This window comes from Fictibacillus sp. FJAT-27399 (genome assembly GCF_001510655.1).
Classification (GTDB): domain Bacteria; phylum Bacillota; class Bacilli; order Bacillales; family Fictibacillaceae; genus Fictibacillus_C; species Fictibacillus_C marinisediminis.
This window is the reverse complement of the sequence record NZ_LMVC01000001.1, coordinates 806,352-820,433: the sequence shown is the minus strand read 5'-3', so window position 1 is coordinate 820,433 and position 14,082 is coordinate 806,352. Positions and strand designations below refer to the sequence as shown.

10 protein-coding genes are annotated in these 14,082 nt (G+C 42.7%); 4 read left to right on the top strand and 6 right to left on the bottom strand.

Translation table 11 applies throughout. The features are described from left to right. Positions 1-31: 31 nt before the first annotated feature. Entirely contained in the window at positions 32-886 is an 855-nt protein-coding gene (locus tag AR335_RS04125) for a VOC family protein (RefSeq protein WP_062232233.1), read from the bottom strand. A gap of 387 nt (positions 887-1,273) precedes the next feature. Here AR335_RS04125 and AR335_RS04120 point away from each other — a divergent pair, with 387 nt between their 5' ends. After that, positions 1,274-2,278 (top strand): zinc-binding dehydrogenase, encoded by a 1,005-nt coding sequence (locus AR335_RS04120; protein WP_062232232.1) that lies wholly within the window; start codon positions 1,274-1,276, stop codon positions 2,276-2,278. 268 nt (positions 2,279-2,546) lie between these two features. On the opposite strand, the gene AR335_RS04115 is transcribed toward AR335_RS04120, so the two are convergent. Then, a complete protein-coding gene (locus AR335_RS04115) occupies positions 2,547-3,683 on the bottom strand; it encodes an NADH-dependent flavin oxidoreductase (protein ID WP_062232231.1) in 1,137 nt (378 codons plus the stop codon). A 174-nt stretch (positions 3,684-3,857) separates the two neighbouring features. Here AR335_RS04115 and AR335_RS04110 point away from each other — a divergent pair, with 174 nt between their 5' ends. Beyond that, complete coding sequence (locus AR335_RS04110) at positions 3,858-4,550, top strand: CAP domain-containing protein (protein ID WP_062232229.1); 693 nt, start codon at positions 3,858-3,860, stop codon at positions 4,548-4,550. Between the two features lie 41 nt (positions 4,551-4,591). Here the strand turns inward: AR335_RS04110 and AR335_RS04105 are convergent, their stop codons facing one another. Together AR335_RS04105 and AR335_RS04100 are read right to left on the bottom strand one after the other, a co-directional pair. Next, positions 4,592-5,287: a YukJ family protein gene (locus AR335_RS04105; RefSeq protein WP_062232228.1), complete on the bottom strand. Its 696-nt coding sequence runs from the start codon at positions 5,285-5,287 to the stop codon at positions 4,592-4,594. 129 nt (positions 5,288-5,416) lie between these two features. Continuing rightward, entirely contained in the window at positions 5,417-6,352 is a 936-nt protein-coding gene (locus AR335_RS04100; protein WP_062232226.1) for a manganese-dependent inorganic pyrophosphatase, read from the bottom strand. A 216-nt stretch (positions 6,353-6,568) separates the two neighbouring features. Here AR335_RS04100 and yhfH point away from each other — a divergent pair, with 216 nt between their 5' ends. After that, complete coding sequence (yhfH, locus tag AR335_RS22910; protein WP_082315898.1) at positions 6,569-6,697, top strand: protein YhfH; 129 nt, start codon at positions 6,569-6,571, stop codon at positions 6,695-6,697. Positions 6,698-6,863: 166 nt separating this feature from the next. On the opposite strand, the gene AR335_RS04095 is transcribed toward yhfH, so the two are convergent. Both AR335_RS04095 and gltB read right to left on the bottom strand, forming a co-directional pair. After that, the gene (locus AR335_RS04095; RefSeq protein WP_062232224.1) at positions 6,864-8,345 is read right to left on the bottom strand and encodes a glutamate synthase subunit beta; all 1,482 of its coding nucleotides are present in this window, start codon (positions 8,343-8,345) and stop codon (positions 6,864-6,866) included. A gap of 17 nt (positions 8,346-8,362) precedes the next feature. Then, positions 8,363-12,928 carry a glutamate synthase large subunit gene (gene gltB / locus AR335_RS04090; RefSeq protein ID WP_062232222.1) on the bottom strand — a complete coding sequence of 1,522 codons (4,566 nt, stop codon included), beginning with the start codon at positions 12,926-12,928 and terminating at the stop codon, positions 8,363-8,365. Positions 12,929-13,047: 119 nt separating this feature from the next. Here gltB and AR335_RS04085 point away from each other — a divergent pair, with 119 nt between their 5' ends. Next, entirely contained in the window at positions 13,048-13,950 is a 903-nt protein-coding gene (locus AR335_RS04085; RefSeq protein WP_062232221.1) for a LysR family transcriptional regulator, read from the top strand. Positions 13,951-14,082 lie beyond the last annotated feature (132 nt).

Below are 14,082 nucleotides of genomic sequence, written 5' to 3'. Positions count from 1 at the left end.
GCAAAAAGACGATGGGTTGATTTACTTTATGTTAATCTATCGCTAATTCCATCAGAGTACCTGAAGGATCTTTTACAAAAAGAAATTGATCAAGTTGCTGGACATGATAACCTAATTTTCCAAGCCGGTCTGCGGCTTCATCTCTTGCTTCAGCTGACGGATAAACCACAGTAAACTGTTTCAATCCTGCGCGGTGTTCATCGGGAGCAGGTGCACCTTGGCCGTTCCAGATGTTTAAACCGAGATGGTGATGATAACCGCCGGTTGAGATAAATAATGCATGGTTGCTATAACGAAGAACAACTTCGAAACCTAACCCTTTACAATAAAATGATTCTGCTTCTTGTAAATCAGATACATGCAGATGCAGATGGCCCATTATGGTTTCTTTTGGCAGCCCTTCATAGGTGGAGCCGTCACTCTCAGCTAACAGCCCTTTTGCATCAAGAGGCTCCGTAGTCATCTCCACTTGTCCATTTTCCCATTTCCATTCATTTGAATCACGGTCTACGTATATTTCAATTCCGTTGCCATCCGGATCAGCCAAATATAAAGCTTCGCTCACAAGATGGTCCGATGCGCCCTGAAGTGGATAACCAATATTAATAAAGTGATGCAGCACTTTGGCTAATTCTTTACGGTTTGGGAGAAGCAGTGCAAAGTGATACAATCCTGTTGTTCGGGGCTGTTTTGGTTTCGCATTTTCAGGCTGCACGACAGATAAGATAGAGTTGTGGCCATCCAGTGTTAAGAAAACGATTCCCCTTTCTTCTTTAAGAACAGAAAAACCTAATATATCTTGATAAAAAGATAGGGATCGATTCAAATCCTCCACGATTAATTGAACGTGTTCTACAAAAGTGTGCGGACGTGTGTGAAAGTTCATCTTATATGCTCCTTTATGTTTTGTAACATACAAAAAGTAAGTTTGTTACTATTATTATATATTTAGAAGAAAATATCAAGTTATAAACGGATTTTTCCATTCCATCAATACGGCATAATTTTGAGATCCTTCATCTTCAAGATAATTTTTTACCAATTTAACTGAAGTACGCCTGCATTGTAGCAAAACGTATGATTGCAGAGACAGGCTGATGGTTATGAATTATCAAAAATTTTTGGTGATACATTGAAAATCTCATCTCCCTTTTTTGTAGTATTACGGTGTAAAGTTTTCATTTACCCTATGAAATCAATACGAGGTAAAAGACAATGAAGATTTCCTTTGATACACTTGTTGTAACTAAATTTAGTGGAATGGGAGGCTATCATGAAAGCACTTGTTCATAAAAATCAAAAAGGTTTATCAGGACTCGTCTTTACTGAATTTGAGGAAAAAGGCCCAAAACCTGGAGAAGTAAGAATTAAATTAGTAACCGCAGGCTTAAATCACCGTGATTTGTTTGTGATGGAAAGACACCAGCCATCGGATCCCCCTTTAATCATAGGATCAGACGGAGCAGGAATTGTTGAAGCTGTTGGAGATGGCGTAAACAACGTGATTGTCGGAGATAAGGTTATTATTAACCCGGGGCTCGGCTGGAAGGAAAAAAGTGATGCACCGCCGGAAGGTTTTGAAATACTAGGACTCCCCTTTCACGGAACCTTTGCAGAAAAGGTGACTGTTCCGGCTGAAAATGCCGTGCCTAAACCAGCACATTTAACGTGGGAAGAAGCGGGAGTCTTATCATTAGCCGCGTTGACGGCATACAGAGCTCTTTTTACCAGAGGCAGACTGAAAGAACATCAAAAGGTTCTTATACCCGGGATAGGCAGCGGTGTGGCTACCTTCCTGCTGCAATTTGCAAAAGCAGTTAATGCCGAAGTATATGTGACTTCCCGTTCTGAAGAAAAAGGCCAAAGAGCACGCAAATTAGGTGCCGTTCAGGCGATAAACAGCAATGAGGATTGGAACCGGCAGCTTGATAACCAAAAGATGGATCTTGTGATTGAAAGTGTGGGTGCAGCAACTTTTAACAAATCATTGGATCAGTTGCGTACAGGAGGCACAATCGTAACATTTGGTGCATCAGCCGGTGACCAGATTCAGCTTGATTTAAGGAAATTCTTCTATGGACAATATAGCTTCTTCGGAACTACGATGGGTAGCAGTGAAGAATTCAATGAAATGATTCAATTTATTAACAAACATAAAATCAGGCCGATTGTTGATAAAATGTTTGATTTAAATCAATTTGAGCATGCTTTTGAGCGTTTGAATAAAGCTGAACAATTTGGAAAAATAGGATTTAGGATCAACAGCCAGTCCGATTAAAAAAGAAGCCCCGGAAATCAATCCGGGGCTTCTTTTTATTTTGCCATTCTTAAAGCAAATTGTTGATTTTCAATCATATTGGACATCGCATAAAGATGCTTAAAAGAGGCCCTCAAGTCTTTTTCTCCAATAAGAACTGATTTGTGAAAAAAATGAAGCGCCCGAAAAGCAGAAAGGAAAAAACTTGCTTATTCCCTTCTGCTTTTCAGTAGGCGGTTCAATCACACCCCACCAAAAATCAACAACATGGACTAACAGAACTTTTATTTTAATTTTCTATTGGAAACCATCCTGGTGTATTCATGATGGCCTGCCAGAGTGGTTCAGGAACGACGAGCTCTTCTTGTGCGTCTTTTCTTAATTTCGTTTCAATCTCAGAGGCTCTTCCCTCTTCGATCTTTTGGACCCAATCAGGATCAATGATTAATTCTCTGCCTAAAGCAATAAAGGGGACTCCGGTATTCAAGGCTTTTAACGCATCCTCTGCTGTATAAATGGAACCCACCCCAATCACGGGAACCTGATCTCCGACTCTTTCCTGGATGATCTCCATTCGAGAGCGATTATCGTCTACACCTCTTCTTGGAACAGACCAGAAATCCATAAGTGATACATGAAGATAGTCCAGTTTCTTTTTCACAAGTTCATCCATTAATCCTAACGTTTCATCCATCGTAATTCCAGGGGTTTCAGGTTCTTCAGGTGAAAGTCTGTAACCCACCAGGAAAGGCTCTTTGGCATGTGTCTGGACAGCGGCTGTTACTGCATCAATAACTGCCAGCGGAAACGCCATACGTTTTTCCAAACTTCCTCCCCATTGGTCATCACGCTGGTTTGAATGCGGAGAAAAGAACTGTTGAATTAAATATCCGTTTGCTCCATGAATTTCGATTCCGTCAAAGCCCGCCTCAATCGCTCTGCGTGCAGATTCGCCAAAGTCAGAGATGATTTCTTCGATCTCTGAATGGGTCAATTCACGTGGTACTGGCTGTTCACCAGTAGGTGTTTTCTGTTCTGGAGGAACAGCACTGGCACTTACCACATCTCCATTGGGTACCAGCGAAGGAGGACACATTCGCCCGCCATGGAAAACTTGAAGAATGGCCTTTGCTCCCTGTTTTTTTATGCTGGAAGCAAGCTTTCTTAAACTTGGAATCATATCATCACTATGGCTTCCGAACTCACCATGAAATCCCTTGCCGCTTGGTGTAACATATGCGCAGGCTGTAATCACCAAGCCTGCTCCCTTTGAACGGCGAACATAATAGTTAACTTCCTCATCAGTCACTGTTCCGTCTGGATTGGAAGAAAAATTGGTCATTGGAGCCATAACGATACGGTTTTTCACTGAAAATCCCTCTGCAAAAGTATAAGGCTCTAATAATTTTTGGTATGTGTTGTTCATGAGCGCACTCCTTTTCTTGTTTCTTCTTTCCTACCCATCATACTTTTAAAAAGTAATTTATGCATTAAAAGTGCCCGGAGTTAAATTTACATGGTTTAGTATGCCTTTCTTATTTCGTGAAATACTAAAAACGTTTTTAGTTAAGAGCTAATAAGGTGTAAAGGAGCAGTCTCTGTGAGAAAAGCAATTTCAATACCGATGGCCTTCTTATGTATTCTTGTTTTCAGCAGCGGATGCAATAACATGAAGAAGAATGAACTGGGCCAGGATCAGCAGCATAAAAGAATGGCTAATAAAAATATGATGAAAACAGGAAATGGATATTTAACGAAAGAAAAGATACCCTACCAGTCGAAAGCTGGACGAAAGAAAGAAATGGTCCAAAGAGAAAACATTTCCTACAACAATCCAGATATGAGCATGGAAACCAACCCGGAAATTAATGGAACAGTTCCTCCGGCAGCTCCTCCTTCAGGAAATCAGGGCTATAGCCAGGAGATGATTCAGCGGGTCGTAGAGCTAACGAATCAGGAGAGAAGAAAGTATGGGCTTTCCGATTTAAAATGGGATCCTTCATTAACCAACGTTGCGCAAGTAAAAGCAAACGATATGGAGAAGAATAATTACTTCTCACATAACAGTCCAACATATGGATCCCCTTTTGAACAGATGGATAAAATGGATATCCCGTACAGTTCTGCCGGAGAAAATATTGCTGTCGGGCAGCAGTCTCCAGAACAAGTGGTCAATGACTGGATGAACAGTGAAGGACACCGCAAGAATATCCTTAATCCCGACTATACTCATATTGGTATTGGATATACGGATAATGAGGATTTCTGGGCCCAGGAGTTCATCAAAAAGTAAAAATAAAAGAGAACAGCCTATAAAATCGGCTGTTCTCTTTGTTATATTTGATTACTGATTTTATCATCGTGTTGGCACATCTTGGTTGGGTAGCCTCGTTCATCTGTACACCATGATTGGGATAAGAAGGCAAGAAAAATGGCCGTCCATTGATTCTCGAATTGCAGGAATAACGCCCCATCGTGCCAAGTTCCGTTATCACCTGCCCAATCTCTTTCATTCTGCTTGTCTTCATTCCCCTGGTTCATGTGTATGTTGTGCATCCCGTTTGTTGGCTGAAAACCAAATACTTTATCCGGCTGTGATTCAGGTCCGAATTTGGACCCATATACATAGATGAATGCTTTTTCAGAAATGGCTTTCTGAATGTAATGATCAAGTATATCGTTTAAATCGTTGTCTGGTCCTGTTGCGTCGCTTGGCAGGGGTTTCATTAAAGATGGATCAAAGAGCCCGTCCCTGATGTAATCAATAGCAAGTTCCCTGTTTTCATTCCCCAGCTGCAAATAGGTTTCAGGAAGCTGTGTTAATTTTTCAGTAAGGGATGAATTGAAATTTTCATTAACCAGATAAAGAACCTCGGAGTTTTCTGAGCTGGACATAACGTTAACCGCTATACGATAATGTACACTGTTTTCGTCCACTGAATGAATCTGATAATGAGGAGTATCTAAATCCCTTTCCATTCGAGACTCTATGACCGTTCCCTTCAGCAAGCCGTAGTTTTTAACTGCCATGATAAACCTCCCGCCTCTTGGGCCATAAATTTTGTCCTTTAATCCTTTCGCCAATTTGCAATGCAATCCCTTTATTGACTAGACAAAAAACAGCATTACACCTATGTGTAACGCTGTCTCTTATCATATTTATTGGATACGGCTGAAGGCATCTGTTAAAACTGGAACGATTTGTTTCTTTCTGGATACTACACCTTTAAGAACAGCTGTATTATATTCAAGGTTCACATTATAAGCTTGTTCTACGGCTGCAGCTTTGCTTCCGATTGCAAGCCCTGTTGAGTCGTTTGTTAAAATATCAGTCACAACGAACAAGAAAAGATCGAGTCCTTTATCTTGGACAACTTGGCTGATGGCTTCCTCGATTTCTGCCTTGCGCTCAAATACCTCAGCTGTATCAACCGTATTTACTTGTGCAATTTCTACTTTGCTGCTGCCCATCTGAAATTCCTTGGCATCTAAAGTGATGAGCTGGCTTACAGATTTGTCGCTTAAGTCTGCTCCCGCTTTCAGCATTTCCAAACCATAACTTTCTGCATCTACACCCGCGATTTCCGCAAGTTCCTGTGCAGCAGCGATATCTTGCTCTGTGCAGGTTGGAGATTTAAAAAGAAGGGAATCAGAAATGATAGCGGACAGCATTAGGCCTGCGATGTCTTTTTCAACAGCAACCCCATGCTCTTTGTACATTTTGTTTAAAATGGTTGCGGTACATCCTACAGGTTCAGCGCGGTAATAAAGTGGATCACTTGTTTCAAAGTTTGCGATGCGGTGGTGGTCAATGACTTCAAGCACGCGGACTTTTTCGATATCAGATGCACTTTGCTGGCGCTCATTGTGGTCAACGAGAATAACTTGATTCGTTTCGTTTGCTACAGTTTCCACCAGACGAGGCATTTCCGCCTTAAATTGCTCAAGGGCATATTGTGTTTCACCATTAATTTCTCCTAAACGCACAGGTTCTGCATTAAATCCCAGTTTCGTTTTAAGATCAGCATACACGATAGCTGAGCAGATGGTATCGGTGTCCGGGTTCTTGTGTCCAAAAATCAATACTTTTTCCATAATCCTTCTCCTTTATCAATAATTCTCGGTATACTTTCCCTTTTCGTTTTATATTTTAGCATTTACTGACGTAAGGGTAAAACAGAACTTACAAATAAGCTTATATGGAATATCTAGGAGTTTAGTAGTGTTTCAAAATAATTCTATAACAGATGTTGACTATTTGTATCTGTTATAATACAATGAATTTAATTCAAAAACAGGAGGTAATGCTGAATGTTGACGTTGGAATTTTATCGTAATTTACCTAAGAAGCAATGCCGGGAATGCGGAAAAACGATTGAAGAACAGCATGAATCATACGTTTATGAATGTGAAAGATGCATGGGACTACATGAAGCATAGGTGATTGGAAATGATGAATGTGCGTTACGGATAATACCCTGATTACCGAGGAAAAGGTGAACAGGGTATTTTTTGCTGGTTAAAATGTTTTACTAGAAAAATAGATTCTTATCCACAGGAAAAACCGCCTGCCTTAAAAGGAAGACGGTATTCTAAACGATATTCATTACACCAATACTGTGCTGCCCATCAAATACTTATCTACTTCGCGTGCGGCTTCTCTGCCTTCCTGGATCGCCCATACGATTAAGCTCTGTCCGCGTCTTGCATCCCCCGCGGCAAACACCCCTTCTACGTTTGTGCGATAATCACCATGTACGGCGGAAATCTTTTGATTCTCTGTTTTCACACCGAATTGCTGAAGCAGCGGCTGTTCAGGGCCCTCAAAACCAATCGCGATAAATACGAGCTGAGCGGGCCATACTTTTTCTGTGCCGGGAACTTCTTTTAGTTCGGGCTGTCCCTGCTCGTTCGTTGTATATTGCATTTGAACCGTATGAAGTTCTTTTAAGTTTCCATCTCCATCTGCAACGATGTTTTTCGTCTGTACCGTATATTGCCGCGGATCTTCACCGAATTTCGCCTGTGCTTCTTCATAGGCATAATCCATCGTAAAAATATTAGGCAGTTCAGGCCACATATTATCAGGTGTCCTGGCTTCTGGAAGTTTAGGATACTTACCGAACTGAACGATGCTTCTGCACTCTTGACGGAGAGCTGTTGCAACACAGTCTGCACCTGTGTCGCCACCTCCAATTACGATAACATCTTTGTCTTTAGCATCGATGAATGCTTCATCAGATGGATGCTGATCCAGAAGATGCTGTGTGGATTTTGTAAGATAGTCCATAGCGAAGTGAACACCTTTCGCTTCGCGGCCTTCGAGTTCCAGGTCTCTTTGCTTCTGGGCACCGACACAAAGTATGACCGCATCGTACTGATCTTTAAGTTCTTCGGAAGTGATGTCTTTTCCAATCTCCGTATTCAGCACAAAGTTAATTCCTTCTTGAGAGAGTAACTGAATTCGGCGTTCTACGATATCTTTTTCAAGCTTCATATTTGGAATACCATAGGTAAGCAATCCTCCGGCACGTTCTGCTCTTTCATAGATTGTGACGGAATGTCCGGCTTGGTTGAGCTGATCTGCGGCAGCCAAACCGGCTGGACCGGAGCCCACAACAGCAATCTTTTTGCCGGTTCGTCTGTCGGGGATCCGGGGTTGGATCCAGCCGTTTTCGAAACCTTTATCAATGATGGCCTGCTCAATGTTCTTAATGGTTACTGCAGGTGAAGAGATTTCAACTGTACATGAACCTTCACATGGCGCTGGACAGACGCGACCGGTAAATTCCGGAAAGTTGTTCGTCTTAATTAACCGGTCAAGCGCTTCTCTCCATCTGCCGCGGTAGACCAGGTCGTTCCATTCAGGAATGAGGTTATGGATGGGACAACCAGAGGTCATCCCGCTAATCTCCATGCCAATATGGCAAAATGGTGTTGCACAATCCATACACCTCGCACTCTGGCGGTGAAGGGTATCATCACTCATCAGTTCTGTATGTTCATTCCAGTCTTTTAAGCGTGTGAGAGGATTCCGTTCTTTGGCTTCTTCTCTCGCATATTCCATAAATCTTGTTGTTTTTCCCATTCGTCCTCTCCCCTTTCCTAATTAAGAATTAACTGAGTCTTTTTTTTGACCGGGGTACTTTTTTTTAGAGATGATGTTTCTAAAAAGGCACTCATTACGGCTTCATCATGTTGTAACCCTGCCTCTTTTTGTTCCTCGATCAGACCGATCATCGCTTTATAATCTTTAGGAATAACTTTGACAAATTGTTTTCTGTATTGTGACCAGTTGCTGAGGATAAAAGCTGCTTTTGAGCTGAGCGTATAATGATAATGACTCAAAATCATCTTTTTAACCTCTGCTTCTTCCTGATCAGCCTGCAAAGACTCAAATTCAACACTATCCTTGTTGCATAACGATATGAAATGTTCTTTTTCACTGGCCAGAACGTAGGCAGTCCCCCCAGACATACCAGCAGCGAAGTTTTTGCCGGTTTCCCCAAGAATGACCACTCTTCCGCCGGTCATATATTCACATCCATGATCACCGATGCCTTCTACAACAATATTTGCTCCGCTGTTCCGTACAGCAAAACGCTCTCCTGCAGATCCATTGATGTACGCTTCTCCGCTGGTTGCGCCATAGAAGGCAACATTCCCAGCGATAACGTTTGTATCCGATAGAAAATCAGATTCTTTCGGGGCAGATACCGTTATTTTTCCGCCAGATAATCCTTTTCCTACGTAATCATTTGCGTCACCAGTTAAATATAGTGACATGCCGCGCGGGATGTAGGCACCAAAGGATTGTCCCGCTGAACCGTAGAATTGCAGATTGACCGTATCTTCGGGAAGGCCGTTCTCTCCATATTTCTTTGAGATTTCACTTCCGGAGATAGTTCCGGCTACACGATTTGTATTATTCAGCTGAAACGATAGATTCACTTGTTCTTGATGCTCCAAAGCCTTGGAGATGGCTGGAAGAATCTCTCTCATATCCATGGATTCTTCGATCTTATGATTTTGCGGTGTCTGGAACGTTCTGACAGAACCATCTACAGTATGTGTGAGATTGGCCAAGTTCAATTGTTTAGCTTTCCAATGGTTTTTCGTGCGTTCTGAAATGCTCAGTATTTCGCTGTGGCCAATCATCTCGTCCATCGTTCTGAACCCAAGCTCAGCCATGATCTCACGGACTTCCTGAGCAACAAAGTGCATGTAGTTGACGACATGATCTGGATCGCCCATAAATTTCTTCCGCAGCTCTGGATTTTGTGTCGCAACCCCTACCGGACACGTATCCAGGTGGCAGGCACGCATCATGACACAGCCAAGAACAACGAGTGGAGCTGTAGCAAAACCATATTCCTCTGCTCCCAGTAAAGCTGCCAGTACTACATCTTTGCCTGTCATCAGCTTGCCGTCGGTTTCCAATACCACACGGTCGCGCAATCCGTTCAGCATTAACGTTTGATGGGCTTCCGCCAATCCCAGCTCCCAAGGCAGTCCCGTATGCTTGATGCTTGTTTTGGGTGATGCACCTGTCCCTCCGTCGTAGCCGCTGATCACTATTACATCGGCAGCTCCTTTTGCAACGCCTGCAGCAATCGTTCCTACACCTGCTTTCGCAACGAGCTTAACGGAAATACGCGCATCACGGTTTGCGTTCTTTAAATCATGAATGAGCTGTGCCAAATCTTCAATGGAATAGATATCATGGTGCGGAGGAGGAGATATCAGTCCTACCCCAGGCGTTGATCCTCGCACATCTGCTACCCATGGATATACTTTGTTTCCAGGAAGCTGGCCGCCTTCCCCAGGTTTCGCTCCTTGAGCCATCTTGATCTGCAGTTCATCAGCGTTGACGAGGTAATGGCTTTTCACGCCAAATCGTCCTGAAGCGATCTGCTTAATCGCACTTCTCCGCGAATCACCATTTTCATCCAATATAAAGCGGCTTGGATCCTCTCCGCCTTCCCCGCTGTTGCTTTTTCCGCCCAAGCGGTTCATGGCAATAGCCAATGCTTCATGTGCTTCTTGGCTTAGAGAACCGAACGACATTGCTCCTGTTTTAAACCGGCGCACAATGTCTTCAACAGACTCAACCTCTTCGATTGGGACAGCTCGGTCTTCTGAAGGGAAGGAGAATAAATTCCTTAAAAAGTTAAGGCGTTCTTCGTTTGCCGCCTTAGAATACTGTTTGAACAGGCTGTAATCATTTTTTCGGCAGGCCCATTGCAATGTATGAATGGTTTTAGGATTAAAGGCATGATGCTCGCCTGTCTTCCTCCATTGAAAATCACTGCCGGATTCAAGCGTTTCCTCCATTGTCTCCCGATAAGCCTTAGAATGGCGCCGTATGGCTTCAAGGCCCATCGTTTGAAGATCGATGCCATCAAGCTGAGATGCCGTTCCAGTAAAGTATCGGTCAATGGCTTCTTGGCCGATGCCTACCGCTTCAAAAATTTGAGCTCCTCGATAACTTTGGATCGTCGAGATGCCCATTTTAGACATCACTTTAACGACACCGTCTGTCACTCCTTTAATATAACCTTGAACAGCTTGATCAAAAGAAACGGACAGATGGCCATCAATAATTGCCTGATGATACGTAGCATAAGCAAGGTAAGGATGAATGGCGTCTGCTCCAAAGCCAATGAGTGCTGCAAAATGATGGACTTCTCTGGTTTCCCCGGAATCAACAATTATGCTTACTTTCGTTCGAAGTCCTTTTCGAACAAGATAATGATGGAGTGCGCTTGTTGATAACAGAACCGGCATCGGGATGTTCTTATCATTCATTTCACGGTCTGAAAGGATGAGAAGAGTATGTCCTTCCTCAATCGCTCTTTCTGCTTGCGAAAACAATTGATTCAAACTTGATTCCAAATCTTCAGAAAAAAGTGTATGCAGAGTCTTGCTCGAAAATTCAGGCCAGACATTTTGTTGTAATTGGTTGAATCTTCCGGTTGATAGGATCGGGGTATCCAATTGGATACGACGGCAGCTAGCTGCGTTCGCTTCAAGCAGATTGCCCTCCGCTCCTAAATAACTGACTGTTGATGTAACCACTTGTTCACGAAGAGAATCGATCGGCGGATTTGTTACTTGTGCAAATAACTGTTTAAAATAATTGAACAATGATTGGGGGCGGTCTGACAACACAGCTAAAGGTGTATCATTCCCCATGGATCCGACTGGATCTTTTCCTTCTGTGATAATAGGAATCAAGTATTTATGAATATCTTCATGCGTGTAGCCAAACGTCTTCTGCCGGAGTACGAGCTGATCAACTGATTCAGCACTTTCTTCATGTGAGCCGCTGTCCAGATGGATCAGATTTTCCTCTAGCCATGAGCGATAAGGCTTGGCATGGGAAAGTTCAGTTTTAATTTCTTTATCTGAAACAATTCTTCCCTTTTCTAGATCAATAAGAAGCATTTTTCCTGGACTTAACCGATCTTTATAGAGTACATTCTCTGGTTCTACATCAATGACCCCAACCTCGGAAGAGAAAATAATATAGTCATCCTTCGTTACATAATAGCGCGCGGGCCGTAAACCGTTTCGGTCAAGGACGGCGCCGATTTGTCGGCCGTTTGTGAAAGAAATGGCTGTGGGGCCATCCCACGGCTCAATTAGACAGCTATGATATTCATAAAAAGCTTTTTTTTCATCTGTCATATGAGGATTTTCAGACCATGGTTCAGGAATCAGCATCATGGCTGCATGTGCAAGTTCTCTCCCCGCCAGTACAAAAAACTCAAGAGCGTTATCAAGTACGGAGGAATCACTGCCTTCTGTATCAAGTATCGGAAGCAGTTTTTCTAAGTCATCTCCAAAAGCCTCAGAAGCAAATTGCTGTTCACGCGCTTTCATCCAATTAATATTGCCTCTTAACGTATTAATCTCGCCATTATGGATGAGGTACCGGTTTGGATGAGCCCTTTCCCAGCTCGGAAATGTATTTGTGCTAAAACGGGAATGCACTAAAGCGAATGCTGAAACAAAAGAAGGGTCATTTAGATCCCGGTAAAATGCATCTACCTGTTCAGGTGTCAAAAGCCCTTTGTATACAATAGTGGATGAAGAAAGGCTAGAGAAGTAAAAGTTTAATTGGTTTTCTTTTCCCCATTTCTCTGCTAGTTTCCGAATGATATACAGTTTGCGCTCAAACGCCAGTTCATTCTTGGTATGATCTGAGGCTTTAATAAAAACCTGATGAATGGATGGGCAGCTTTCTTGTGCGATAGTTCCGATTTTTCCGTCAATTACAGGCACACTTCTCCATCCAATGAGGCTTTGGCCTTCTTGTTCAATGATTTGGTTTAATTTATTCTTAACGGATTGCTGTTCGTTTTCGTCTTTTGGAAGAAACATCATGCCAACTCCGTATCTTCCCTTTTCAGAAAGATCGAATTGAGGGCATGCTTTTTTGAAGAACTCGTGTGGAAGCTGTACCATAAGTCCAGCACCGTCTCCGGTTAGCGGGTCGCTTCCCTGCCCTCCCCGGTGATCCAATTGGCAAAGCATACTTAAACCTTTTTTTACAATATCATGGGTAGCTAATCCTTTAATATGGGCGTATAAGCCAATACCGCATGCATCATGTTCAAATTCCGGACGGTAGAGGCCCTGTGGTTTTGGTAAGTTATGGAATGTCATTGTTCGCTCCCCCGTTTCAAATGTCTTTTTTATAGTGTAGGTTTAATAATTCATCCAAACAATATATAATTTAGATAAGATTAATCTATTTTTGAGAATGATTGCTGGAGGGTATCAAAATGGAACTTCGTCAATTGTACTATTTTATCGAGGTGGCAGAGCGAGAACACGTGTCCGAGGCGGCACAGCATCTGCATGTGGCACAGTCCGCAGTCAGCAGGCAAATTGCCAACCTGGAAGCAGAATTAAATGTCGAACTGTTTGAGAGAGAAGGCAGAAATGTAAAGCTGACCCCTGTAGGAAAACTTTTTTTGACCCATGCATCCACTGCATTAAAAGCAATAGATTATGCAAGAAAACAAATAGAAGAATATTTGGATCCCGAACGAGGTACAATCAAGATCGGTTTTCCGACCAGCCTCGCAAGCCATCTTCTGCCTACTATTATTTCAGCGTTTAAAGAAGAGTATCCGAACATCGCTTTTCACCTGCGTCAAGGATCTTATCATTTTTTAATCGATGCTGTGAAAAATGGGGATATTGATCTAGCGTTTTTAGGGCCAGTTCCAGCAAATCAACCTGATGTTAAAGGCCACATCCTTTTTACGGAAAGAATTTCCGCATTGTTACCAGCTGACCATCCAAAGGCAGATAAAAGCAGCTTGGTTTTAAGTGATTTAAGAAATGACCGATTCGTCTTGTTTCCTGAAGGCTATGTGCTGCAGGAAGTAGTCATTAATGCCTGTAAAGAAGCCGGTTTTTCGCCTATCATATCTTCTGAAGGGGAAGATATGGATGCGATCAAAGGGCTGGTTACGGCAGGAATGGGTGTAACCTTATTACCCGATAGTTCTTTCTATGAAACCACTCCTCGCTACACAGTAAAAAAGCCCATTGACTTTCCGCTTGTTCAGCGTACAGTTGGGCTTATTACACCAAAGAAACGGGAATTGGCACCGGCTGAAAATGTGTTTTACGACTTTGTTATACATTTCTTCTCTAAACTTGAGCAATATCAGTAAAAAAAGCTGCCATGTGCAGCTTTTTCTTTATACCGCTTTTTGTTCTTTTTGAAGCAGGGCAACAGCGTACAAAAGCAAGTATCTCTCACGGGGAGTCAGTCTGAGCCAATCTTTTACTTTGTACTTCAAGCC